The organism is Thermus sp. KWY1 (assembly GCF_057547025.1).
In genome coordinates, this window is the sequence record NZ_BAAJPG010000005.1 from 83129 (window position 1) to 105751 (window position 22623).

Here is a 22623-nt window from a genome sequence, read left to right on the forward strand (position 1 = left end):
TCACCTCCCCCGGTCAAAGGGCTGGCCCAGGGCCTTGGGGGCCCGGGCGCGGCCCGAGAGGGCCAGGACCAGGATAACCAAAAGGTAGGGCATGGCGGCAAAGGCCTCCGACGGTATAGGTACACTGCCCTGCAAACGGAACTGCAGGAAGAACAGGAGGCCAAAAAAGTAAGCCCCCAGCACGGCCCTTAAAGGCTGCCAGCCCGCCAGGATCACCAGGGCGATGGCCACCCAGCCCAGCCCCGAGGTCATGCCGTCCGTCCAGGAGGGGCGGTAGGCCAGGGAAAGGTAGGCCCCAGCCAGGCCGATCATCCCGCCCCCCAGGGCCAAGGCCAGGTACCGCACCCCATCCACGCTCACCCCGAAGAGGTCCGCCGCCTTGGGGTTCTCCCCCACGCTCCTCAGGTAAAGGCCATAGCGGGTGCGGGAAAGGAGGAGGTGGAGGCCCAGGGCCAGGGTCAAAGCCAGCCCGGCCAACACCCCTTCCGGCAGGGGGTCGGGCAAGGGGGTTCCCTCGTACCGCTTCCCCAACAGCCCCGAGGCCCCAAGGCCCAAGGCGGCCAGGGCAAGCCCCGCCACGAACTGGTTGGCCCGGAGAAACACGGCGAAGACGCCCAGGAAAAGGCCCAGCAAGGAACCCACCCCAACCCCGCAAAGAACCCCCCAAACCGGCCCGGCCTCGAGGGCCGCGGCAAAGGCGGCCAGGGCAGAAAGCGCCATCATGCCCTCCACCCCCAGGTTCACCACCCCTCCCCGCTCGGAAAGAAGGGCCCCCAGGGAGGCCAAGAGTATGGGCGTCCCGAAAAGTACCGCGCGCACCAGAGCCTCTTCCATCAGCGCCTCCAGACCAAGCGACGTTGGCTCAAGGCCTCGGCTCCGATGAGGCTGAGGAGCAAAAGCCCCGCCACCACGTCCACCACCCGAAAGGGCATGGAAAGGGCAAGCTTCAAGGCATCCCCCCCGGCCAGGATGAGGCCGAGAAGGGGGGCGGTAAAGAGCGCCCAAAGGGGCCTTCCCCGGGCCAGCCAGGCCACCAGGATGGCGGTGAAGCCGTACCCCAGGGAGATCTGGGCGGGCTCCAAAAGCCTCAGGTGGATGCCCGCCACCTCCCCCACCCCCGCCAGGCCCGCAAGGAAACCGGAAAGAAGCGCCGCCAAGAGGATCAGCCTGCCCCCCTTAAGGCCCAGGTACCGGGCAGCCTCCGGGTTTTCCCCCAGGATGCGCCATTCAAAGCCCAAGGGGGTGCGGAAGAGCAGGAGCTGAAGCCCCAAGGCCGCCGCAATCCCAAGAAGCAGGGTGGGCCAGTGCACCAGGGTATCCCCCAGGCGGGGAAGCTGGGCCTCCGGGGGAAACCGGTCCGTGTAGAGGAAGCCAAAGACCATCTGCCCCTTCCAGGGTCCCGCCACCAGGTAGACCACCAGGTAGTAGACCAGGTAGTTCTGCATGAGGGTGGTTAGGATCTCGTTGGCCCCAAAGCGCACCCGAAGCCAGGCGGCAAGCCCACTCCAAACCGCCCCCAGACCGCCCCCCAAAAGGAACATGAGGGGCAGGGTCCAGGGTCCGGGAGGCAGGAAAAGGGCCACGTAGCCTCCTCCCACCGCCCCCATGAGAAGCTGCCCCTCCGCCCCGATGTTGAAAAACCCTACCCTAAAGGCCAGGGCCAAGCCTGCCCCGATAAGGAGGAGGGGGATGGTGCGCCGCCCTACCTCGGCCAGGCCCAAGGAATCCCCCAGAGGGGAGAGAAGAAGCCCGTAGGCCTTTAGCGGGGATACCCCATAGAGGAGGAAAAGAAGGCCTAAAAGCAACAAGGCCAGGGCCACGACCAGGCTATAGGCCAAGAACACCTTCCAGGGGCTTGGGCTAGGATCCAGCTCCCACCTCATACCCGCCCCTCCGTCATCATCCGCCCCAGCCGCTCCCGGTCCGCCTCCTCCCGGGGAACGGGCCCCACGAAGCGCCCGTGGTACAGGGCCGCCACCCTATGGGAGAGGGCCAGGATCTCGTCCAGGTCCTCGCTGACCAAAAGCACGGCCGCACCGCCTTGCACAAGCTCCAGGATACGCCCGTGAACCTCCTCGGTGGCCCCCACATCCAGCCCGTAGGTGGGGTGCATGGCCAAGAGAAGGCGAGGCCCCCCCTGGAGCTCCCGGGCCAGGATCACCTTCTGCACGTTTCCTCCCGAGAGGAACCGCACCGGGGTGCGGGGGGAGGGGGTGCGGATGCCGTAGCGCTGGATCAAGCCCTCCGCCTCCATTTCCATGGCCCGGTAATCCAGCAAGCCCCTGCGAACAAAGCGAGGGTAGGTTCTAAGGGCCAGGTTTTCGGCCACGCTCATGCCCCCCACCACCCCCATGCTCCGCTCCTCGGGAATATGGGCCACCCCTTGGCGGAAGAGGCCCATGGGGTCCCGGGGCCAGGGCTTGCCAAGGAACCGCACCCGGCCCTGGTGGGGCCTGAGACCCGCCAGGGCCTGCACGAGCTCCGCCTGCCCGCTTCCCGCCACCCCCGCAATCCCCAGCACCTCCCCTGCCCGCAAGGCGAAGGAAACCCCCTGGACGGGGAAACCGTGCCGGGGCACCAGAAGGTCCTCCACCTCGAGGACCACTTCCTCCCGGGGCGGGGGCACCTTGGGGGGCGGGGCCAGGCTCCGGCCCACCATGAGGCGCACCAGGAGGTCCTTGTCCGCCTCCTGGCGCCAAACCTCCCCCACCTTCTCCCCGGCCCTAAGCACCGCAATCCGTTCGGCGATGGCCAGGACCTCCTCCAGCTTGTGGCTGATGAAGATCACCGCCAGGCCCAAGGCCTTGAGGCGCCGGATCTCCTGGAAGAGCCCCTCCACCTCCTTGGGGGTAAGGACGCTGGTGGGCTCGTCCAGGACGAGCACCCGGGGGCGGTTAAGGAGGGCGCGAAGGAGCTCCACCCTTTGCTTCTCCCCTGCGGAAAGACGGGCCACGGGCGCCTCGAGGTCCACGCCCAAAGGATGCCCCTCCAAAAGCGCCTCAAGCCGCCGCACCAGCGCCCGGCGGGAAAAAGCCAGGGGCAGGTCCAGGCCCAAAGCCAGGTTCTCGGCCACGGTGTGGGCCTCAATGAGCTCAGGATGCTGGGGCACCAAGGCGATGCCCAGCCGCTGGGCGGCCTTGGGGGAGGGGATCCGCACCTCTTTGCCCTCCAGCAAAATCCTCCCCTCATCCGGGGCATAAAGGCCGTAGAGGATGCTCACCAAGGTGGTCTTCCCCGCCCCGTTTTCCCCCAGAAGGGCCAGGACCTCCCCCCGGGCCACCTCGAGGGTGATCCGGCGGTTGGCCACCACGGAACCAAAGCGCTTGGTGATGTTCTCCAGTTTCAGCATGGACCGGGCCACAAGGGCCGGCCTTGAGGATACCACGCCTGAGACCCCTTCCCGGCCCCCTCGGCAAGGGGAACCGCCGGCAAAAGCAGTACCCCAACCGTACCAAAGACCCCCCGGCCATGCTACCGGGGGGTAAAGCATTGCGTCCTGGAACTGGCGGGCCCGGAGGGATTCGAACCCCCGACCTACCGCTTAGAAGGCGGCTGCTCTGTCCCCTGAGCTACGGGCCCATAAGCGAAGCCGGGGTGAAACTTCACCCCGGCCATCTGGAGCGGGAGACGGGACTCGAACCCGCGACCCTCGGCTTGGAAGGCCGATGCTCTACCAACTGAGCTACTCCCGCGTGGTCGGGGCGGCCCGATTTGAACGGGCGACCCCCTGCTCCCAAAGCAGGTGCGCTACCGGCCTGCGCTACGCCCCGGGGCCTAAGGCCACCCCAGAGGCCACGATAACACTTGACCTCAAGAGGGTCAAGGCGTGCTACAATGGCCCCATGCGCTTAGGTCCGGTGGAAATCCTCCTCATCCTTCTCGTCATCCTCCTCCTCTTCGGCGCCAAGAAGCTTCCCGAGCTGGCCCGGGGCATTGGCCAGTCGGCCAAGGAGTTCAAAAAGGGCCTCCAGGAAGGCGAGGAGAAGAAGGAAGAGCCTAAGGCCTGAGGACTCCCTCGGGCACCGGCATACCGCCTGGGGCGTAGAGGCGGTAGCCTGTTGGACGCACGTAGGCCGCCAGGGCTAGGCCGTAGCGCTGGGCTAGGCTCACCGCAGGGGCAGTTGCCCCCGTGCGGCTTGCCAGGAGCACCGCTCCCATGCCAATGGCCTTACCCGCCATCTCCTGGCTTACCCTGCCGGTTACTGCCAAGAGCACGGGAGGCCTCACGCCCTCCAGGAGCATGTACCCTGCCAGGCGGTCCACGGCGTTGTGGCGGCCGATATCCTCGTTGAGGTAGAGAAGCCGTCCGGAAAGGTCAAAGAGGGCCGCTCCATGTATGCCTCGGGTCCGGGCGTAGCGCACCGCATGCTGGCGCAGCTGGGCCATGAGCTCCAGGGGCAGTTCGGGATCCAGGGGTACCTTCGGCAAGGGGGAAAGCCTGGGTTCACCGTAGCGTAGCCCCGCAGCGCAACCGCTATCCCGCACCCCCACCCCCTTCTCGGGATCCCCGGGTAGGTCCACGGCCACCACCCCTTCGCCCACCAGCCACCGCACCCCCTCGAGGCCCGAAAGCACCCCGCTCAGGAAGAGATGGCCTAGGGCGAGGTAGACCTCATCCCCAGGGGTATAGCTGAAGGAAGCCCAGGGCTTGCCGTTCACCAAGAGGAGGAATCGCTCCTCTTCCGGCAAGGAATAGGCCTCCTCCTGAAAGCGGCCCCCTTCAAACCTCCACATCCTCTTCCTCCGCCAGGGCGTACCAAGCAGCCCGGGCCCTAAGGACAGGTAGATCCAGCTCCGCTTTCAGCCTCAGGTCCTGAACCACAAAGCGCTCCCCGCAGGAACGGCACACATAAACCCGGTAAGGACCCTCCTCATAGTACACCAGGTGGTCCGCTCGAGCCTCTCCGCAGTAAGGGCAGGCTAAGCGCAAGGCCCGGAAGCTCGTATCGCAAAAGGCGCAGACGTGAAAGCGACGCCCTTCCGCATCGAGGTATCCCACATCTGGAAAACCTCCACACGCAGGGCAACGCTCCGCCCAATCCTTTCCCGGGAGGCCACCATCCCCCTCTTCCGGCCAGGAGATAAGCCGCAAGGCTTGGTGAAGCCAAAAAGCATAAGCTGGATCCTCCGGAACCTCACCCCTTCGCAAGCGCTCCGCATCCTGCAAGAGTTCGTCTTGGGTAGGAAGCCGCACGCCGGAAAGTAGACCCGGGGCCACCTGCTCCACCGCCTGCTGCACATCCAACAGAGCTTCTTTTAAAGCTTCCGGCCAGGGTTCGCGGCGCCTCGCAAGCTGGCTCAACCTACGGTGCACCGCCTCCAGGGTTTCCACGGGCTTACCTCCTACAGGGTAAAGGATACCCCCGCCCCTAAAGGGGCGGGGGCTTTAAGGTTACACTTGGCCTGCCATCACCACGAAGTAGCGGAGCAGGAAAGCCCCTACCAGGGTGAGAAGGGCCGCCAGGGCCACGTTCCTCCGCTCCAAGAAGAGGGGCAGACCCCACCCTACTACCACAAACCCCCAAAAGGCCCAAGCCAGAGGACCTACCAGGAGGGCCAAAACGCCAGGAGTCGCAGCCGGATACGTCCAGATGAGGTGCAAGGCCAAGACTGCCCCTTCCACGAGGGCGGAGGCAATGACCAAACGGCTCAGCTTTTCATGGGGATACCAAAGCTGCAAGAGCGCCCCTCCCGCCGTGGCGGCCGAGGCTAAGAAGAGCCAGGGGAGCAGGGGGGAGGCGTTCCAGAAGGGCTTGGCGGTTTGCATCAGGAGCACCGCAGTGTACCCCACCACCAAGGCCACCAGCACCGCCACTCCCTGCTGCACTCCCCTAGAGGTGGGCTTAAGGTAGACCCACAAAAGCCCAGCCCCAGCCAAGACCAAGAACCAACTGCCCAGCCACATGACCGAGGCCGGGTGAAAGCCGTTCAAAAGAAGGTTGAGAAACCGCAAAGGTTGGCCTAGATCTATGACCAGCAAGCCAGCGCCCACCGCCACCCCCAGGAACGCCCACAGGGCGCTACGACGCACCAAGCCCTGGTCCTTTCCGTAGAAGAGGACGCTGAGCAGGTAAGCCCCCCCTGTGGTTCCCGCTAGGAAGAAGTAAAGGGCAATCCAAAGACCCCAGTGCTCCTCGCCCATAGGGTTAGGAAGGTTTATGGTGATCATTGACCGCCTCCTTTGAGGGCTTCGCGCCGCTCCACGATAAACTTAAGCCCCGCCCCCAGGGCCGCAGCGGCGATGCCAGCAGAAAGCCAGCCCGTAGCCGCCCGCTTCTCCGCCTCCCGGACCGCCTTAGGTAAGTCGTACTGGCTCGGGTGCTCGGTGAGCACATAGAGGACGTGGGTGCCTCCAAGCTCCGCTAGCCCGTAAACATTGGCCCTGGCATAACCCCGCTCCTTGAGCACCCGCACCCTTTCTTCCGCCATAGCCCGGATCTCCTGGTACGTCCCAAAGGTCAGAGCATCGGTGGGGCAGGCCTTGACGCAGGCCGGCTGGTCGCCATTGGAGATGCGGTCGTAGCACATGGTGCACTTGTGGACCACCCCTCGAGCCTCGTCAAAGTGGACCGCCTCATAGGGGCAGGCCTGAACGCAGGAGCGACAGCCGATGCAGGTCTCCTCGTCCACCGTGACCACCCCACCTTCCCGGTGGGCCATGGCCCCGGTGGGGCAGCTCGCCACGCAAGGGGCGTGGGTGCAGTGCATGCAAGACCCGCGGATGAAGTCAAAATAGGGGTCGCCATCCGGCCTCAAGCCCTCGTAGTAGCGCATGGAGATCCAGGTATGGGCCGTAAGCCTGGGGGGGTTGGCGTAGCTTCCCCGGTTCTCCGTTTTTTCCGCCTCGAGGTCATTCCACTGCTTGCAGGCCACCTGGCAGGCCTTGCAGCCGATACAGCGGCTGGCGTCAAACAAAATGGCATAGTCCTTCGGATTAGGCATCCCCCACCTCCTAGATCTTCTCGATCCTCACCAGGAAGGCTTTGGTCTCCTGGATAAAGCTGTTGGGGTCCAGGGCCTGGGGCGTGAGCTGGTTGGCGGAGTCGCCGGGGTTCCCGCCCTGGTAACCCCAGTGGATCACGATGCCCACCTGGTGCAGGGTCTTGTCCCCCACCTTCACCGGCTGGACCCTGGGGGTGACCAGGGCCACCGCCTTCATCTCGCCGCGGGCGCTTTTGATGCGCACCCACTCCCCGTTCTTGACCCCCAGGTTCTTGGCCAGCTCCACGTCCATCTCCACAAAGGGGTCAGGCTGGATCTCCAAAAGCCAGGGGACGTTGCGGCTCATCATCCCCGTGTGCCAGTGCTCGGTGAGGCGGTAGGTGGTGGCCACGATGGGGTACTCCTCGGGGGTGCCGTAGACGTCCAGGTCGCCCACCCAGACCTTGCACACCGGGTTCTTGTCCTGGCCGGAGATCAGGTTAGCCAAGGCGCTTTCCCAAGGCTCATAGTGTTCGGGGAAGGGGCCGTCCTTAAGCTGGGCAGCGAAGAGCCTCCCCACCCCCTCGGGAAGCATGATGAAGGGAAGGGCTTTATCGGGCGGGGCTACGCCGTCGGGCACATCCCCTTCCCACTTCTCCTCCTTGGGATTCCAACGCACCAGCCACTTGGCAGGGTTTCTGGGCTGGCCCTTAAGGTCGGTGGAAGCCCGATTATAGAGGATTCGCCGGTTGGCGGGCCAGGCGTAGGCCCAGTTCTGGAAGAGCCCCAGGCCCAGGGGATGGGTATCCCTGGGATCGCGCCGGGCCATCTTATTCCCCTCCTCGGTGAAGGCTCCACAGTAAAGCCAGTTGCCGCAGGCGGTGGTGCCGTCGTCCCGGAGGTCGGCGAACTTGGCCATGAGCTTACCGGTGGTGAGGTCGTAGCCGTTGTACTCCTTGGCCACCTCCTCCGCCATATGCTCGGAGTGCTCCCACCAGGAGAGGTTCAGGATGGCTTCCTTGTTGGGCCCACCCTCCTCCGCATAGAGCTTCTTCAGGCGCTGTACCAGCTCGGTGAGGATCCAGAGTTCTTCCTTGGCTTCACCCGGAGGATCCAGAGCCTTGTCGTACCACTGGGCCCAGCGGCCGGTATTGGTGATGCTCCCGGACTTCTCCGCCCACACCGCCGAGGGCAGAAGGAAGACCTCGGTCTGGATCTCCTTGGGATTAACCCCGGGCCGCTTCCAGTGGGCAGCGGTTTCGGTTTCCATGGGGTCCACCACCACCAGCCACTTCAAGCTGTCCAGCGCCTTGCGGGCCAGGTTGGCGTTGGCCGCCGAGTTGGCCGGGTTCTGACCAATGGCGATGAGCCCTTCGATCCGCCCGGCCAACATGGCGTGGAAAATGGCGTAGTGGGAATAATCGGCGCTCTTATCCGGAATCCCTCCCTTGTGAGGCGAAAGCTTGGGCAGGTAACCGTAGGCTTCCTTGGGATCCACCTCGGGCCACCAGGCCTTGAGCAGGCTGATGAAGTACTTGGGATAGTTCTGCCACCAGTTGGCGGAAGGCGCGTAGTTGGCCTTGGGTACCCTGGAAGCAATCCACTCCTCCAGGGTGGGCTTGTCCCCGGTAGGCAGGCCCAGGTATCCGGGGAGATCGTGGTAAAGAAGGGCGAAATCCGTGCTGCCCTGCACGTTGGAGTGGCCCCGGAGGGCATTCACTCCACCCCCGGGCAGGCCGATGTTGCCCAGAAGAAGCTGCACAATGGCGTAGGTGCGGATGTGCTGGGTACCATAGGTGTGCTGGGTGGCCCCCATGGCGTAGGTGATGGTCCCGGCCCGGTCCGGGCGGCCCGTGGAGGAGTAAAGGTCGTAAATGGCCAAGAGCTTCTCCACGGGGATCCCGGTGATCTTGGATACCACCTCGGGGGTGTAGCGCTCGTACTGCTTCCTCAAAAGCTGGAAGACGCAGTGGGGATCCTGCAGGGTGGGGTCGGTCCTGACCTGGCCGTTCTCGTCCACCTGGTAAGCCCAGGTGCTGGTGTCGTAGGTGCGCTTCTCCGGATCGTACCCAGAGAAGAGCCCATCCAGTTCGGTGGCGGTTTTGAACTCGGGGTTCACCAGGAAGGAGGCGTTGGTGTAGTGCTTGACATAGAACTCGTCGTAGCGCTTGTTTTCCAGGATATAGCGGATCATGCCGCCCATGAAGGCGATGTCCGTGCCCGGGCGGATCTGGGCGAAGATATCGGCCTTGGAGGCCGTGCGGTTGAAACGGGGGTCCACCACGATGAGCTTGGCCCCCCGCTCCTTGGCCTCGAGGATCCAGCGGAAGGTGAGAGGGTGCTGTTCTGCTGGGTTCCCACCCTGCACCAAGATCACATCGGCATTCTTGAAGTCAATGGGGTGGTTGGTCATGGCCCCGCGGCCAAAGCTGGTGCCCAAAGCGGGAACCGTGGAGGAATGGCAGATGCGGGCCTGGTGCTCAATGTAGACGATGCCCAGGGCCCGGAAGAGCTTGCTCATGGCGTAGGCCTCCTCGTTGGAGCCCACGCTGGTGCCCAAAGTGGCGATGGACTCGGTACGCCGCACCACCTGGCCTTGGTCGTCCACCTCCACCCAGCCCCGGTCCCGGGTGTCCTTGATCAAGCGGGCGATCCTGCCCAGGGCCCATTCCCAGTCCTTCTCCTCCCAGCGGTCCGAGCCCGGGGCACGGTAGAGGACCTTGGTGACCCGGTATGGGCTTTGCACAAACCCCCGGGCCGCCTGGCCTTTGGAGCAAAGGGCCCCTTGGTTGATGGGGTGGTCGGGGTCGCCCTCGAGGTTTACTAACCTCCCCCCCTGCACCGCTGCGATCATCCCGCAACCCGTGGCGCAGTAGGGGCAGATAAGAGGTTTTTCCCCGATGGGCTTGCGCAACACAGGCCGGGCACCTTGGGCCATCCCCCGTTCGAGGAAAAGGGCCCCTCCCGTGACCGCGCCCGCCAAGCCGATAAACTTGCGGCGGGTGAGCATTTCTTCACCTCCTTCTCACCCCTTATACCCCCGCCCCGTTAGGCTGTCCAGGGGCAAAAGTCCTTAAAGGGCACCCCGTCCGGGATGCCCTTTAAGTGATTTCATTCACTACCAGGTTGGCAATACCCCCTAAAGGCGCTTAAGCACCTCCTCCGCCTCCCTGTAGCCGGGTTTCAGCTTCAAAGCCTCCTGGCACTGGTAGCGGGCACCTTCCTTGTCCCCCAGCTTCTCGTTGGCCAAGCAGAGCTGGTATCGGTACTCGGCCCGCTTGGGCTCGAGGCGCACCGCCACCGTAAGACGGCTTTTGGCCTTCTGGGCATCCCCCAGGGCCAAGTAGATCTGACCCAGGTAGTAGTAGGCCACCGGGAAGCGCAAGGGAGCCAGGGCCACCGCATTCTCCAGGGCCACCCCTGCCTCCTTATGGCGGCCCAAGACGAAATAGGCCTGGCCCAGGGTGTACCAGCCCTCGGCGTCCAAGGGCTTGAGGCGGTGGCCTTCCTCCAAAACCCTCGCCGCCTCCTCCGCCCGGCCCTTCACCAGGAGGGCCGAGGCATAGCGAACCCTTAGATTCCCATCCTGGGGTGAAAGCTGGACCGCTTTGCCGTACTGCTCCAGGGCCTCATCCAAGCGGCCTGCTGCCAGATAAAGCTCAGCCAAAGCCGCCCTCACCTCTGCGGAATCCTGCAGGCTAAGGGCCTTCTTAAAGGCCTCCTCCGCCTTGTCCGCCTGGCCCAGGAAGGCGTAGACCAAACCCCTTTGGGCGTACAGGGGAGCGTAACGGGGGTTCACCCGCTCGGCATCGCGCAACACGGTAAGGGCCTGCTCCAGGTAGGTCTTACCTTTCTCCCGATCCTCCGAGGCGCGAAAGAGGGCCACGTAGGCCTCGGAGAGGACCATGTACCCCCCGATGTACCGGGGGTTCCTGGCCACCAGCCCCTTGGCGTTCTCCAAGGCGGGGTTAAGCAGCCCCACTTTGAGCTGGGCCCGGGCCAGCCAGTAGACGACATCCGGGTCCTGGGGCTTCTCCTTCAAGGCCCGCTCAAAGAGCTCCAAGGCCGCCTCGTACCGGCCCAGGGCGTAAAGCTGCACCCCAAGCCGGAACGCATCCTGCTTCTCCACCTGGTTGGACGGGGGTGGGGGGGTCTGGGCTAGACTAGGTACAGTCAGTAAACCCAAAGCCAAAAGGATCCAGCGCATCTTTCCCTCCTAGAGCACAAACCGCGTCAGGTCCGGGGAAGCGAAAACCGCCTCCAGCCTTTGCTCCACGTAGGCCCGGGTGATCTCCACCCGGCCCAGGTCCGTCTGGAAGCTGACCTCCTCCAGCACCCGCTCCAAGACCGTGGCCAGCCTCCTGGCTCCGATGTCCTCGAGCTCCTGATTGGCCCGGTAGGCCGCCTCGGCAATGGCCCTTAGGGCGTCCTCGTGAAAGACGAGTTCCGTGCCGTCTGCCCTCAAAAGCTCCGTGTACTGGCGGATCAGGGAGTTTTCCGGCTCCTTCAGGATGCGGTAAAACTCCTCCGGGCCCAAGGGAGAAAGCTCCACGCGGATGGGGAACCGGCCCTGGAGCTCGGGGATCAGGTCCGAGGGCTTGGCCACATGGAACGCTCCCGCAGCGATGAAGAGCACATGCTCTGTGGAGACCGGACCGATGCGGGTGGAAACCACCGTGCCCTCCACGATGGGCAGGAGGTCCCGCTGGACCCCCTCGCCAGATACATCCGGCCCCACCGTACCCTCCCGGCGGGCCACCTTGTCGATCTCGTCGATGAAGACGATTCCGTCCTCCTGGGCCCGCCTCCTGGCCTCCTCCTTCAACTCCTCCTTGTCGATGAGGCGCTCGGCGTGCTGGTTTTTGAGGACCTCCCGGGCTTCCTTCACCGTCATGCGCTTGCGCACCGGCCGCTTGGGAAGAAGGCCCTTGAGCATCTCCCCCATGCCGCCAAAGCCCTCACCCCCAAGGACGCCCATGAAGGGCAGGCTCATCTCCTCCTCCACCTGGACCTCCACCGAGAGGCTATCCAGCCGCCCCGCACGCACCTCGGCCACGGAGGCGCGCAGAAGGGTGGCCAGCTCCTCCTCGGCCAAGGCCAGGGCTTTTTCCTCCACCTTCTTCTTCATCTCCTCCATCACCAGCTGGTAGCTGGCCTCCGCCAGGTCCCGCACGATGGCGTCCACATCCCGGCCCACATAGCCTACCTCGGTGAACTTGGTGGCCTCCACCTTGACAAAAGGAGCCCCCGCCAGGCGGGCCAGGCGGCGGGCGATCTCCGTCTTGCCCACCCCCGTGGGCCCGATCATGAGGATGTTCTTGGGGGTCACCTCCCGGGCCACCTCGGGCGGAAGTTTCTTCCGGCGGTACCGGTTTCTTAAGGCCACGGCCACCGCCCGCTTGGCCGCCTCCTGTCCCACGATGTGCTTGGAAAGCTCCCGGACGATCTCCGCAGGTGTGAGGTTCATGCTTCCCCCAGGGTGAGGACCGTCACCTGGCCCGAGGTGTAAAGATCCACCTCAGCCGCAATCCTAAGGGCCTCCTCGGCGATCTCCCGAGCGGAAAGGCTGGAGTGCCGGTAGAGGGCCTTGGCCGCCGCCAAGGCGTAGGGACCCCCAGACCCCACCGCCAAAAGGGGTTCTTCCGGGGTGATGACCTCACCGCTCCCGGAGAGGAGCACCATCCCCTCCCGGTCGGCGGCGATGATCATGGCCTGGAGGTGGCGCAACACCCGGTCGGTGCGCCAGAGCTTGGCGGTTTCCACCGCCCCCTTGAGCAGGTTGCCCTTGGCCTCCTTGAGCTTCTCCTCAAAGCGCTCCAGGAGGCTTAAGGCATCCGCCACCCCACCGGCAAAACCCACCAGGATGCCCTCCCCCACCTCGAGGCGCCTCACCTTCACCGCCCCCCGTTTGAGAACGGTCTGGCCGAAGGTAACCTGGCCATCCCCGGCCAAGGCGGTGACCCCATCCTTGCGCACGGCCAAGATGGTAGTGCCATGGATCTCCACGAGAGGCACCTTACCCCTAGGGGATGAGAAGGGCGTTAGGCGAGGGTTATGAGGGGAAGGATGCCAGCCCCCTCAGGCGAGCCCAGGCCTCCTCCCGTTCGAAAAGAGGAATACCCTCCTTCAAAGCCGCATGAACCAGGCCATGCCCCTCCGAAAGACCCTTTACCGCTTCCTCCCAGGTGTAGGGAAAGACCTCCACCCCCCGGATCCCCTCCGGCCGGTAGAGGACCAGGCGCTCGGGGAAAGGCAGGGGGGAGCTTTCCAAAAGGACAAAGAGGTCCGCGTCGCTCATGGCCGTGGCCTCCCCCCGGGCTAAGGAGCCGAAGAGGACCACCGCCAGGACCTCCGGCCGCTCAGCCAACCTGGCTGTCGCCTGTTCCAACTCCGCACGGCGGGCCTGCGGATCAAAGGTGAAAATCCGCATCACAACACCTCCTCCACAAACCTGAGAACCTTCTCTGCCAAGCGGATGGCCTCCTCCGCCTCCCCACGGGTATAGGCCCTGGCGGCGGGTCCTGCGGGGTGGGCGTCGGGATACCGGGTGGGGATGTAATACTTGTCCAAAACCTTGGCCGCCTCCAAGAGCTCTTCCGGCACCTCTATCTCCCCCGGCAACCCGGCCAGGAGATCCTGAATAGAGTGTCCCCAAGCCACTTGGCCTCGGGCGAGATGGAGCCCTTTCAGCGCTGCTTCCGCAGCCTGCTGGGAAGCAAAGCAAGCCCAGGCGTAGTCCTCGAGGCCCAGGCTTCCTATGGCATGGCGCAGGTTGTACCTGGCTTGCTCCACCCAGTCCCTCGCCCGGTTCACGCCCCCATGCTAATCCCTTGCCACCCTCCGCCACAAATCCCTAACTCCCTCTGGCCCTAAACTGGAGGGGTGAAGGCCAAGACCCTCGGCGAACTCCGGCGCACCTATCCCTTGGGTAAGCTTAAGCGCACCGTCAAGGACGAGGCCCGGGAAAACCTTAAGGAAAAGCTCCGCAAAGGAGAGCGGCTTTTCCCGGGCATCCACGGGTACGAGGACACCGTCATCCCCGCCTTGGTCCAGGCTATCCTGGCCAAGCAAAACTTCATCCTCCTGGGCACCCGGGGCCAGGCCAAAAGCCGCATCCTTCGCAGCTTGGTTAACCTTCTGGACGAGGAGATCCCCGCCCTGGCCACCGAGCTTAGGGACAACCCCCTAAGACCCATCTCGCCGGAAGGGAAACGGCTTCTGGAGGAGGCCAAAGACGAGGCTCCCATCGTCTGGATAACCCGGGAGGAGCGCTATGTGGAGAAACTGGCCACCCCCGACACCACCGTGGCCGACCTCCTGGGGGACATGGACCCCATTAAGGCAGCCCGCAAGGGAACGGGGATGGCGGACCTGGAAAGCATCCACTTTGGCCTTCTGCCCCGGGCCAACCGGGGGATCTTTGCGGTGAACGAGCTGGCCGACCTAGCCCCCAAGGTGCAGGTGGCCTTGTTCAACATCCTCGAGGAAGGAGACGTGCAGATAAGGGGCTACCCCATCCGACTTCCCCTGGATGTCTGGCTGGTGTTCACCGCCAATCCCCAGGACTACACGGCCAGGGGACGGATCGTTACCCCCCTCAAAGACCGCATCGGCAGCGAGATCCGCACCCATTACCCCAAAACCCTCGAGGAGGGCCTTAGGATCAGTGCCCAGGAGGCCTACGTGCCGGAAGAGGTGGTACTCCCCGAGTGGATCCGCCTTTCCGTGGAAGCGGTGGCCTTCGCCGCCCGGGAGGACCGCCGGGTGGACCAGACGGCCGGCGTTTCCCAGCGCCTTTCCATAAGCCTTCTGGAGGTGGTGGCCGCCAGCGCCGAAAGGCGGGCTCTTATTCAGGGCACCAGGCCTGTGGCCCGCCCCCTGGATCTCTATGCGGGGCTTCCCGCCATCACCGGCAAGCTGGAGCTGGAGTACGAGGGGGAGCTCCAAGGGGCGGAAAAGGTGGCCCGGGACCTGGTGCAAAGGGCCTTTGGCATGGTCCTCCCCCGCTACCGCCCGCGGACCGACACCATCGTGGCCTACTTTGAAGAGGGAAACCTCCTCACCCTGCCCGAGGGAAGCGTGGAGGAAGCCCTAAACGCCATGGAGGAGGTGCCGGGCCTCCTGGAGGCGGCAAGGAGCCTGGCGGAAAGCCAGGAGTCTGAGGTGCTCCTTTCGGCGGCGGAGTTCGTCCTGGAGGGGCTCGTGGGGAGGAGGAAGCTCGCCCGGGGAGAAATGAGCTACCAGGCAGCGGAGAGGACGCGGAGCTATGGCAACTAGCCTGGAGCGGGACAAGGAGGCGGTGCTCCAAGCCCTGGCACCCTACCTTCAGGGGCGAGGGGTAAAGCTTATCCTCTACGGCTCCCATGCCCGGCAAGAGGCGGGGCGGGGTTCGGACCTGGACCTGGCCCTCCTCGGGCCCAAGCCTCTTGGGGAGCTTCTTCCCCTTCTCAGGGAGGCCCTCGAGGAGGCCCCCGTGCTAAGGCGGGTGGACCTGGTGGACCTAGGGGAGGTGGACCCCGCCTTCCGGGAAAGGGTCCTGCGGGAGGGGGTGGTATGGGCCGAGTTTTAGAACGCCTTGAGGTAGCCAGACGGGCTCTCAGGACGCTGGAGGAGGTGGCCTACCTGGAGGAGCCGAGCCCCCTAGAGCGGGATGCCGCCATCCAGCGGTTTGAGTACACCTATGAGGCCTTCTGGAAGGCACTCCAAGCCTTCTTGCGGGAAAGGGAGGGTCTGGAGGTGGCAAGCCCCAAGCGGGCCTTCCGCCTGGCCCACGAAACCGGCCTTATGGCGGAGGAAGAAGCCCGTCTCGCCCTGGCCATGGCCGATGACCGCAACTTAACGGTGCACACCTACAACGAGGCCTTGGCCCAAGCCATCTTCCGTAGGCTAAGAAGCTATGCGGAGCTTATGGGCCGGGTGCTGAGGAGGATGGATGAAGGCCATTCGCTATAGCCGCTACGAGGGAAGCCTCGAGGACCTCTCCCCCGAGGAGATCCTGAGCCTCCTCGAGGACTTCCTCCTGGACTCCGGGTTTTCCGATCCCTTCCAGCGCTACGACCCTGACCCCGAGCGCCAGCCCACCCTGGAGGATCTCTACGATGCGCTCCTCGAGGCCCTCCTCAAAAACGAGCTGGTACCGGAGGACTGGCTTAGGGAAGCCCGCTTCGCCGACCGCAAGGAGGAAACCCGGCTCCATCAGGCCATTACCCGCCTGATGGAAAAGCTCCGTGAAGCCGGGTATATCCGCCTTCCCGGAGAGGATCCCACCAACCCCGCCCGAAGCGGGTACAAGGGCGAGGCAGGTGAGGCCCGCTTTGAGCTCACGGAAAAGGCCTCGGATTTCCTGGGCCTTAAAAGCCTCCGGGAGCTCCTGGGGGCTCTGGGCCGAAACGCTCCTGGGCTCCACCCCACCCCCCACCACGCCCCAGGGGTGGAGAAGACAGGGGAAACCAAGGAGTGGGAGTGGGGAGACCCCTTGGAGCTCAACGTGCCCGAAACCCTCAAAAAGGCTATGGCCAAGGGACTTACGGAACTCTCCCACGGGGACCTGGTCATCGACCTCTCCGAGTACACAGCCAGCATGAGCACCGTGGTCCTCTTAGACTGCTCCCACTCCATGATCCTCTACGGGGAGGACCGCTTCACCCCTGCCAAGAAGGTGGCCCTGGCCTTGGCCCATCTGATCCGCACCCAGTACCCCGGGGACCGTGTGCGCTTCGTCCTCTTCCACGACACCGCCGAGGAGATCCCCCTTTCCCGGCTCCCCCTGGCCCAGGTGGGCCCTTACCACACCAACACCAAGGCGGGGCTGGAGCTGGCCAGGACCCTCTTGAAAAAGATGGGCGGGGAGATGCGGCAGATCATCCTCATCACCGACGGCAAGCCCTCGGCCATCACTCTTCCCAGCGGGGAGATCTACAAAAACGCCTGGGGCCTCGATCCCCTGATCCTGGCGGAAACCCTAAAAGAAGCCACCCTGGCCCGTAAGGAAGGCATCCCCATCCACACCTTCATGCTGGCCCGGGAACCGGAACTCCTGGCCTTCGTGAAGAAGCTTTCCCAGATTACCCGGGGCAAGGCCTACCTCACCCACCCTGGCAACATCGGCCGGTACCTGCTCCTGGACTTCCTGAACAAGAAGGTCCAAAGGAACTGAGCCATGAAGCCCCTCAAGCGCCAGGGAGCCTCTCACCGGAAGGGGAACGGGAAAACCCTCTGGGTTTTCCGCTTGAGCCTTCTTCTGGAAAGGCTCCGTCCTCGTGTTTACCTAAAACCCCCTCCCGCCCTGGTGCAGGAGCTTAAGCAGGTGCGCCAACCCCTCCGCCTGGACCTCCCCTACTACGCCGCCCATTCAGGCCAGGAGTACGTGTTGATTCCCTGGGATGCCTACATGGAGGAGGGGGAGGAAATTCTAAGAAACCTCTGAGGAGGCTATGGGCATCCCAAGGCTCAGGCCCATTCCTCACATGCCCTTTGCCCCTGTCATGGCACCCTGAAGGCATGGGCGCGCGGATATCCAGGTGGCTAGCAATCCTGGCCCTCCTGGCCCTACCTGGGGCCCTGGCCCAAGACTGGCGGCTTACCCGCAGCCAAACCCTAACCCAGGCGGGGGCCCGGGAGTGGCGGTACACCCTTGGCCCTTCGGGCAAGGAAGCCCAGGAGCTTTGGCGCAAGCTTTCCAGTCAGTACCAGGACCACCTGCGCGCGGGATACCGGGTGGACCTCGGGGCCTGGCGGGTCTACTTCCTGGGGGGGAAGCTAAGGCTTGAACCCCACTGCCCGGCGGTGAACCCCGCCTGTTTCACCTTTGGAGCCCTTCCTGTGCCCAAGGAACGGCAAGACCGCTTCCTCCTGGAGCTTTCCCAACTCCTGCACCAGGCCCTTACCCAGGCTCAAACCACCGGGGGCGTGGTCCTTCTATCGCGGTTATTCCGCCTCGAGGTTCCCCGCGGGGCCAATCCCCCTTATCCCGCAAGCCCCTCAGGCTGGCGGCCCTGAGCGCTCCCCGTCCCCTACGGTAAACTGGGGGCATGACCTTCTTTGGCCAACCAATCGGGGAACATCCTAAAGGTGCGTCTCCCATGGGCAAGGGTCCGGGGGGATGGGTTCTCTCCTCTCCCCTTTTGCGGGTTTGGGCGTGAGGGTGCTGAGGCTGGGCCTGGTGGCCTACCCCGGCCTCGGGGGTAGCGGCATCGTGGCCACGGAGTTGGCCCACCGCCTGGCCCAGATGGGCCACCGGGTTTACCTTTTCGCCACGGAAAGGCCCTTCCGCCTGCCCAAGGATAGCCCTGTGGTCTACATCCCCGTAGACCTGCCCTTTTACCCTGTCTTCCCCGGCCCCCTCTACACCCTCTCCCTGGCCGGGGTGCTGGAGCGGGAGGCCAGGCGGCTCGGCCTGGAGCTGGTTCACACCCACTACGCCATCCCCCACGCCGCCGCCGCCTACCTGGGGCTTGGCGAGGAACTCCCCCTGGTGCATACCCTCCACGGCACCGATGTCTCGGTGCTGGGGATGGACCCGGCCTTCCACGGACCCACCCGGAAGGCCCTCCAAAGGGCCAAGGCCACCACGGCGGTGAGCCGGGCCCTAGCCCAGGAGGCGCAGAAGGCCTTTGGGGTCAGCCCCGTGGTCATCCATAACGCCGTGGACCCGGACCGCTTCTACCCCAGGCCGGACCGCAAGAAGCTCTACGCGGAGGAAGGGGAGTGGCTTTTGGTGCACGCCTCCAACTTCCGCCCCATCAAAAGGGTGCCGGATATCGTGCGGGCCTTCGCCAAGGTGCGGAGGAAGGTGCAGGCCAGGCTCCTTCTTCTGGGGAAGGGACCGGAGGAAGGGGAGGCGAAGCGGGTTGCGGAAGAACTCGGGGTGGAACGCTGGGTCACCTTCCATCCCCCCACTCCCCATCCCGAGGAGATCCTGGGAGCCGCCGATCTTTTCCTGCTGGCCTCGGAGGAAGAATCCTTCGGGCAGGCGGCCCTCGAGGCCCTGGCCAGCGGGGTTCCCGTGGTGGCCACCGCCGTGGGAGGGGTTCCCGAGCTGGTACGGCCCGAGGTGGGTCGGCTGGTGGAGCTTGGGGACCTGGAAGGCTTCGCCCAGGCGGTGCTGGACCTCCTTGCCCATCCCAAGCTCCCCAGCATGCGCAAGGCCGCCCGGGAGTACGCCATCGCCCGCTTTCACCCTGAAAGGATCACCCAGGCCTACCTGGAGGTGTACCAAAAGGCCCTGGAGGACTCCCCCTGAAGAGGAACCAAGCCCCGCCGGGTGGCTTGCCCGGCGGGGAGAAAGGGCACCCCTTAACCCGCTAGAGGCCACCCCTAGGCATGGGCCACCACTTCCTTTTTGGACCGTGCCCTGGACCCCTTGGCCTTGGCCTCCCGGGCCCTATGCTCCAAGGCCTTGAGCCCGCCCACCAGGGCCAGGTCCAGGACCTGGTCCAGATGCTCCACGAAGTGGAAGGTCATGTTCTGGCGCAGGGGCTTGGGGATGTCGCTGAGGTCGGCTTCGTTCTGCTTGGGAAGGATCACCTCCCTAATCCCCGCTCGCCTGGCCCCCAGCACCTTCTCCTTGACCCCCCCGATGGGAAGCACCCTGCCCGTGAGGGTGATCTCCCCGGTCATGGCGATGTCGTGGCGGACGGGCACCTCCGTGAGGGCGCTGACCAAGGCGCTCACGATGGCCACCCCGGCCGAAGGCCCTTCCTTGGGGATGGCCCCCGCCGGCACGTGGATGTGGATGTCGGACTCCTCAAAGCGCTTCAAGGGGATGCCGAAGCGCTCGGCGTTCCGCTTGGCGTAGGAAAGCGCCGCCCGGGCGGATTCCTTCATCACATCCCCAAGCTGCCCGGTGAGGATCAGGTTCCCCTTTCCGGGCATCACGGAAACCTCCACGAACATGATGTCCCCGCCCACCGGGGTGTAGTACATGCCCGTGGCCACCCCCACCTGGGGCTCGCGGGCCTCGGTTTCCGGCAAGTAGCGGGGCGGGCCCAGGTACTTTTCCAGGTCCCTCTCCGTGATGCGCACCCGTTTCTTGCCTTCCTCCAGGATCTGCCGGGCCGCCTTGCGCAAAAGGGACCCGATCTCCCGCTCTAGCTGGCGCACCCCGGCCTCCCGGGTGTAATGGGTGATGAGGCGCATGAGGGCTGCCTCCGTGATCACCACCTGGCCCTCGAGGAGGCCGGTTTCCCGCATCTGCCGGGGCAGGAGGTAGCGCTTGGCGATCTCCAGCTTCTCCTGCTCGATGTAGCTGGTGAACTCGATGGCCTCCATCCGGTCCCAGAGGGGGGCGGGGATGTTCTGGGGGAAGTTGGCGGTGCAGATGAACATCACCTCGGAGAGGTCAAAGGGCACCCCCAGGTAGTGGTCCACAAACTCCTTGTTCTGGGCGGGGTCCAGCACCTCCAAGAGGGCCGCCGCGGGGTCCCCCTGGTAGGAGATGCCCAGCTTATCCACCTCGTCCAGGAGGAAGACGGGGTTCTTGGTGCCCGCCTGGCGCAGGCCCTGGATGATGCGTCCGGGCATGGCCCCGATGTAGGTGCGCCGATGCCCCCGGATGTCGGATTCATCCCGCACGCCGCCCAAAGAGATCCGCACGTACTTGCGGCCCAGGGCCTCGGCGATGCTCTTGGCGATGGAGGTCTTCCCCACCCCAGGGGGCCCCACGAAGAGGAGGATGGGCCCTTTGTTCACCTCGTCCGGTGGGATTTCCCCCCGCTTGGCCCGCTCCGCCTTGAGCTTCCGCACCGCCAGGTACTCAAGAACCCGATCCTTTACCTTCTCCAAACCGTAGTGATCCCTTTCCAGGATCTCCTTGGCCCGGTTTAGATCCAGGTTGTCCTCGGTGCGGATGTTCCAGGGGAGGTTCACGATCCAGTCCAGGTAGGTGCGAATGACGCTGGCCTCGGCGGAATCGGGGTGCATGCGGGCGAAGCGGTTCAGTTCCCGCTCCACCTCCTGCCGCACCACGGGGGGCAGGTTGAGTTCCTCCACCTTCCTGCGGAACTCCTCCACCTCCTCGGCCCCCTCCTCCCCATGGAGCTCCCGCTGGATGGCCTTCATCTGCTCCCGCAGGAAGTACTCCCGCTGGTTACGGTCGATCTCCTCCTTGACCTGCTGCTGGATGCGCCTTTGCGTTTCGATGAGCTCCAGCTCCGCCTCGAGGAGAACCAAAACCCGCTTTAGCCTCTCCGCCACATTTTGGGTTTCCAAAACCCTCTGCTTGTCCTCCAAGCGGAAGTCCATGTGGAAGGCGATGTAATCGGCGAGCTGGCTCGGGTCTTCCAGGTTCAAGACGAACTGGGCCACCTCGGGAGCCAGGTACTTACCCTCCTTAAGGAGGGCCTGGAACTTGTCCTTCACCTCCCGCACCAGGGCCTTGACCAAGGTGGGGTCAGCGGGTTCATCGGAGAGAACCTCCCCCCTGGCCTCGAGGTGGTCCCCCAGGTCCAGCCATTCCTTCACCCGCACCCGGGCAAAGGCCTGGACCAGCACCTGGACGGAGCCGTCCGGGTTCTTGCGCATCTTGAGGATGTTGCAGGCGGTCCCCACCTCGTAGAGGTCTGAGGGCTTGGGGTTTTCCACCTCCTTGTCCTTCTGGCTCACGATGAGAAGCACCCTCTCCCGGGCCAAGGCCTCGTCGATGGCCCGGATGGAGATGGGCCTACCGGCATCGATGGGCATCACCATGGTGGGGTAGATGACCGAGCCCCTCACCGGGCAAACGGGCAGGGTTTCTGGTAGCATGGTTTCCCTCCTTTCCTTGATCTCGTCCATATCCTAAGCCTACCTATGTCAAGTTTACTGCATCATGGGCTTTAGCACAAAGGCCCCACCCTTGGCGTAAGCTTAAAGCCATGCGCCGCTTCCTCTGGGCTTTGCTTCTGGTACTGGCCCTGGCCTTGGCCCAGAAGAGCGGGGGCGGCGCAGGTGGGCGTCCCTACAGCCCCAGCCCACCACCCATGAGCCCGGGGCCAGCCCCGGTCTTCCCAAGCCCGGCCCCCTCCTATCCCTCGTATCCTGGCCCGGTGGTGGTCTACCCCGGGGGAGGGGGAAGCCTAGGCATTGTACCCGTCCTGGTGGTCTTAGGCCTGGTCTTGGTGACCGCCTACATGGTGCGGGGGCTCCGCCAAGCGGGGGAAGGGCCCACCGCCAGCGTGGCCAGGTTGCGCCTGGCCCTCCTGGCCCGCCCCCAGGTGCAAAAGGCGCTAAGGCAGCTGGCCGAGGAAGCGGACACCACCTCGGCCAAAGGCCTCGCCGACCTGCTGGACGAGGCGGCCCTCTTGCTCCTCAGGGAGGAGCCCGCCTGGCGCTTTGGGGATTACCAGGTGGCGGCGGGTTCCGAGGAAGAGGTCCTGGCCCGGTTCGACGCCTGGATGCTGGAGGAGCGGAGCAAGTACCAGGAAACCTTCCGCCACTTTGAGGGCAAGAAGCACGCGCTGGAGGCATACCAGGCCCGGGTGGAGCCCGGCGGGCGCTATCTGGTGGTAAGCCTCCTCCTCGCCGACCGCAGGCTCCTTCCTCCCCAATCGCCTTTGACCCGGTCCCGGGCCAGGCAAGCCCTCATGGATCTGGCGGGATCCAGTGCCTTCACCCTCCTGGCGGCCTACCTTTCCTGGACCCCCGAAAGGGAAGGCGAGGCCCTGACGGAGGAAGAGCTCCTTCTCCTCTACCCGGAGCTGGAGAAGCTTTAGGTCCGGCCTAGGC

Annotated in this window: 23 protein-coding genes and 3 tRNA genes; 9 read left to right on the plus strand and 17 right to left on the minus strand. The window is 64.8% G+C overall.

Annotated features, from left to right (window positions below; genetic code table 11):
* From AC27GT_RS01550 to AC27GT_RS01575, 6 genes are all read right to left on the minus strand, one after another.
* On the minus strand, window positions 1–834 hold the full coding sequence (locus AC27GT_RS01550) for an ABC transporter permease (RefSeq protein WP_487223428.1): 834 nt from the start codon (window positions 832–834) through the stop codon (window positions 1–3).
* Entirely contained in the window at window positions 834–1883 is a 1050-nt protein-coding gene (locus tag AC27GT_RS01555; RefSeq protein ID WP_135255789.1) for an ABC transporter permease, read from the minus strand. Before AC27GT_RS01555 ends, AC27GT_RS01550 begins: the two co-directional genes overlap by 1 nt.
* Window positions 1880–3349 (minus strand): ABC transporter ATP-binding protein, encoded by a 1470-nt coding sequence (locus tag AC27GT_RS01560; protein WP_487223429.1) that lies wholly within the window; start codon window positions 3347–3349, stop codon window positions 1880–1882. Before AC27GT_RS01560 ends, AC27GT_RS01555 begins: the two co-directional genes overlap by 4 nt.
* Window positions 3350–3503: 154 nt before the next feature.
* Window positions 3504–3579 (minus strand) — tRNA-Arg (locus AC27GT_RS01565).
* A 37-nt stretch (window positions 3580–3616) separates the two neighbouring features.
* Window positions 3617–3692, minus strand: a tRNA-Gly gene (locus tag AC27GT_RS01570).
* 1 nt (window position 3693) lies between these two features.
* Window positions 3694–3770 (minus strand) — tRNA-Pro (locus tag AC27GT_RS01575).
* A 72-nt stretch (window positions 3771–3842) separates the two neighbouring features.
* Here AC27GT_RS01575 and tatA point away from each other — a divergent pair.
* Window positions 3843–4007, plus strand: coding sequence for a twin-arginine translocase TatA/TatE family subunit (tatA, locus tag AC27GT_RS01580; protein ID WP_038030191.1), 165 nt, complete (start codon window positions 3843–3845; stop codon window positions 4005–4007).
* Here the strand turns inward: tatA and AC27GT_RS01585 are convergent.
* The 10 genes from AC27GT_RS01585 to AC27GT_RS01630 form a co-directional block, all read right to left on the minus strand.
* On the minus strand, window positions 3997–4734 hold the full coding sequence (locus tag AC27GT_RS01585; protein WP_015716909.1) for a formate dehydrogenase accessory sulfurtransferase FdhD: 738 nt from the start codon (window positions 4732–4734) through the stop codon (window positions 3997–3999). The genes tatA and AC27GT_RS01585 overlap by 11 nt on opposite strands.
* A complete protein-coding gene (locus AC27GT_RS01590; RefSeq protein WP_015716908.1) occupies window positions 4721–5332 on the minus strand; it encodes a formate dehydrogenase accessory protein FdhE domain-containing protein in 612 nt (203 codons plus the stop codon). Before AC27GT_RS01590 ends, AC27GT_RS01585 begins: the two co-directional genes overlap by 14 nt.
* Before the next feature lie 60 nt (window positions 5333–5392).
* Window positions 5393–6169, minus strand: coding sequence for an NrfD/PsrC family molybdoenzyme membrane anchor subunit (gene nrfD / locus AC27GT_RS01595; protein WP_015716907.1), 777 nt, complete (start codon window positions 6167–6169; stop codon window positions 5393–5395).
* A complete protein-coding gene (locus AC27GT_RS01600) occupies window positions 6166–6942 on the minus strand; it encodes a 4Fe-4S dicluster domain-containing protein (protein ID WP_487223430.1) in 777 nt (258 codons plus the stop codon). The genes nrfD and AC27GT_RS01600 overlap by 4 nt, the downstream gene beginning before the upstream one ends.
* A gap of 10 nt (window positions 6943–6952) precedes the next feature.
* On the minus strand, window positions 6953–9931 hold the full coding sequence (gene fdnG / locus AC27GT_RS01605) for a formate dehydrogenase-N subunit alpha (RefSeq protein WP_487223431.1): 2979 nt from the start codon (window positions 9929–9931) through the stop codon (window positions 6953–6955).
* Between the two features lie 129 nt (window positions 9932–10060).
* Window positions 10061–11128 carry a tetratricopeptide repeat protein gene (locus tag AC27GT_RS01610; protein ID WP_015716904.1) on the minus strand — a complete coding sequence of 356 codons (1068 nt, stop codon included), beginning with the start codon at window positions 11126–11128 and terminating at the stop codon, window positions 10061–10063.
* A 9-nt stretch (window positions 11129–11137) separates the two neighbouring features.
* Window positions 11138–12388: an ATP-dependent protease ATPase subunit HslU gene (locus AC27GT_RS01615; protein WP_015716903.1), complete on the minus strand. Its 1251-nt coding sequence runs from the start codon at window positions 12386–12388 to the stop codon at window positions 11138–11140.
* Window positions 12385–12927, minus strand: a complete 543-nt coding sequence (hslV, locus tag AC27GT_RS01620) for an ATP-dependent protease subunit HslV (protein ID WP_015716902.1) — start codon at window positions 12925–12927, stop codon at window positions 12385–12387. The genes AC27GT_RS01615 and hslV overlap by 4 nt, the downstream gene beginning before the upstream one ends.
* A 46-nt stretch (window positions 12928–12973) precedes the next feature.
* The gene (locus AC27GT_RS01625; RefSeq protein ID WP_038030187.1) at window positions 12974–13354 is read right to left on the minus strand and encodes a nucleotidyltransferase domain-containing protein; all 381 of its coding nucleotides are present in this window, start codon (window positions 13352–13354) and stop codon (window positions 12974–12976) included.
* Window positions 13351–13734, minus strand: a complete 384-nt coding sequence (locus AC27GT_RS01630; protein ID WP_015716900.1) for a HEPN domain-containing protein — start codon at window positions 13732–13734, stop codon at window positions 13351–13353. The genes AC27GT_RS01625 and AC27GT_RS01630 overlap by 4 nt, the downstream gene beginning before the upstream one ends.
* A 69-nt stretch (window positions 13735–13803) precedes the next feature.
* Between AC27GT_RS01630 and AC27GT_RS01635 the strand changes: the two genes are divergently transcribed.
* The 7 genes from AC27GT_RS01635 (at window position 13804) to bshA (ending at window position 19162) form a co-directional block, all read left to right on the plus strand.
* Window positions 13804–15198: a sigma 54-interacting transcriptional regulator gene (locus tag AC27GT_RS01635; protein WP_015716899.1), complete on the plus strand. Its 1395-nt coding sequence runs from the start codon at window positions 13804–13806 to the stop codon at window positions 15196–15198.
* Window positions 15188–15490, plus strand: a complete 303-nt coding sequence (locus AC27GT_RS01640) for a nucleotidyltransferase family protein (protein WP_015716898.1) — start codon at window positions 15188–15190, stop codon at window positions 15488–15490. Before AC27GT_RS01635 ends, AC27GT_RS01640 begins: the two co-directional genes overlap by 11 nt.
* Window positions 15475–15873, plus strand: coding sequence for an HI0074 family nucleotidyltransferase substrate-binding subunit (locus AC27GT_RS01645; protein WP_015716897.1), 399 nt, complete (start codon window positions 15475–15477; stop codon window positions 15871–15873). Before AC27GT_RS01640 ends, AC27GT_RS01645 begins: the two co-directional genes overlap by 16 nt.
* Window positions 15854–17077 (plus strand): vWA domain-containing protein, encoded by a 1224-nt coding sequence (locus AC27GT_RS01650; RefSeq protein WP_015716896.1) that lies wholly within the window; start codon window positions 15854–15856, stop codon window positions 17075–17077. The genes AC27GT_RS01645 and AC27GT_RS01650 overlap by 20 nt, the downstream gene beginning before the upstream one ends.
* Before the next feature lie 3 nt (window positions 17078–17080).
* The gene (locus AC27GT_RS01655; protein WP_015716895.1) at window positions 17081–17347 is read left to right on the plus strand and encodes a hypothetical protein; all 267 of its coding nucleotides are present in this window, start codon (window positions 17081–17083) and stop codon (window positions 17345–17347) included.
* Window positions 17348–17421: 74 nt separating this feature from the next.
* Window positions 17422–17919, plus strand: coding sequence for a hypothetical protein (locus AC27GT_RS01660; protein WP_015716894.1), 498 nt, complete (start codon window positions 17422–17424; stop codon window positions 17917–17919).
* A gap of 103 nt (window positions 17920–18022) precedes the next feature.
* Window positions 18023–19162: an N-acetyl-alpha-D-glucosaminyl L-malate synthase BshA gene (gene bshA, locus AC27GT_RS01665; protein WP_015716893.1), complete on the plus strand. Its 1140-nt coding sequence runs from the start codon at window positions 18023–18025 to the stop codon at window positions 19160–19162.
* A gap of 74 nt (window positions 19163–19236) precedes the next feature.
* Here the strand turns inward: bshA and lon are convergent, their stop codons facing one another.
* Window positions 19237–21663 (minus strand): endopeptidase La, encoded by a 2427-nt coding sequence (lon, locus tag AC27GT_RS01670; protein WP_487223435.1) that lies wholly within the window; start codon window positions 21661–21663, stop codon window positions 19237–19239.
* Between the two features lie 110 nt (window positions 21664–21773).
* On the opposite strand from lon, the gene AC27GT_RS01675 reads away from it, so the two are divergent.
* Window positions 21774–22610, plus strand: coding sequence for a DUF1517 domain-containing protein (locus AC27GT_RS01675; protein WP_487223432.1), 837 nt, complete (start codon window positions 21774–21776; stop codon window positions 22608–22610).
* Window positions 22611–22623 lie beyond the last annotated feature (13 nt).

Excerpts from the sequence above, each read along its gene's own strand:
- AC27GT_RS01550 (WP_487223428.1), bottom strand. The coding sequence starts at position 834 with ATGGAAGAGGCTCTGGTGCGCGCGGTACTTTTCGGGACGCCCATACTC.
- AC27GT_RS01555 (WP_135255789.1), bottom strand. The coding sequence starts at position 1,883 with ATGAGGTGGGAGCTGGATCCTAGCCCAAGCCCCTGGAAGGTGTTCTTG.
- AC27GT_RS01560 (WP_487223429.1), bottom strand. The coding sequence starts at position 3,349 with ATGCTGAAACTGGAGAACATCACCAAGCGCTTTGGTTCCGTGGTGGCC.
- tatA (WP_038030191.1), top strand. The coding sequence starts at position 3,843 with ATGCGCTTAGGTCCGGTGGAAATCCTCCTCATCCTTCTCGTCATCCTC.
- AC27GT_RS01585 (WP_015716909.1), bottom strand. The coding sequence starts at position 4,734 with ATGTGGAGGTTTGAAGGGGGCCGCTTTCAGGAGGAGGCCTATTCCTTG.
- nrfD (WP_015716907.1), bottom strand. The coding sequence starts at position 6,169 with ATGATCACCATAAACCTTCCTAACCCTATGGGCGAGGAGCACTGGGGT.
- AC27GT_RS01600 (WP_487223430.1), bottom strand. The coding sequence starts at position 6,942 with ATGCCTAATCCGAAGGACTATGCCATTTTGTTTGACGCCAGCCGCTGT.
- fdnG (WP_487223431.1), bottom strand. The coding sequence starts at position 9,931 with ATGCTCACCCGCCGCAAGTTTATCGGCTTGGCGGGCGCGGTCACGGGA.
- AC27GT_RS01610 (WP_015716904.1), bottom strand. The coding sequence starts at position 11,128 with ATGCGCTGGATCCTTTTGGCTTTGGGTTTACTGACTGTACCTAGTCTA.
- AC27GT_RS01615 (WP_015716903.1), bottom strand. The coding sequence starts at position 12,388 with ATGAACCTCACACCTGCGGAGATCGTCCGGGAGCTTTCCAAGCACATC.
- AC27GT_RS01640 (WP_015716898.1), top strand. The coding sequence starts at position 15,188 with ATGGCAACTAGCCTGGAGCGGGACAAGGAGGCGGTGCTCCAAGCCCTG.
- AC27GT_RS01645 (WP_015716897.1), top strand. The coding sequence starts at position 15,475 with ATGGGCCGAGTTTTAGAACGCCTTGAGGTAGCCAGACGGGCTCTCAGG.
- AC27GT_RS01650 (WP_015716896.1), top strand. The coding sequence starts at position 15,854 with ATGAAGGCCATTCGCTATAGCCGCTACGAGGGAAGCCTCGAGGACCTC.
- AC27GT_RS01655 (WP_015716895.1), top strand. The coding sequence starts at position 17,081 with ATGAAGCCCCTCAAGCGCCAGGGAGCCTCTCACCGGAAGGGGAACGGG.
- AC27GT_RS01660 (WP_015716894.1), top strand. The coding sequence starts at position 17,422 with ATGGGCGCGCGGATATCCAGGTGGCTAGCAATCCTGGCCCTCCTGGCC.
- bshA (WP_015716893.1), top strand. The coding sequence starts at position 18,023 with ATGGGTTCTCTCCTCTCCCCTTTTGCGGGTTTGGGCGTGAGGGTGCTG.
- lon (WP_487223435.1), bottom strand. The coding sequence starts at position 21,663 with ATGCTACCAGAAACCCTGCCCGTTTGCCCGGTGAGGGGCTCGGTCATC.
- AC27GT_RS01675 (WP_487223432.1), top strand. The coding sequence starts at position 21,774 with ATGCGCCGCTTCCTCTGGGCTTTGCTTCTGGTACTGGCCCTGGCCTTG.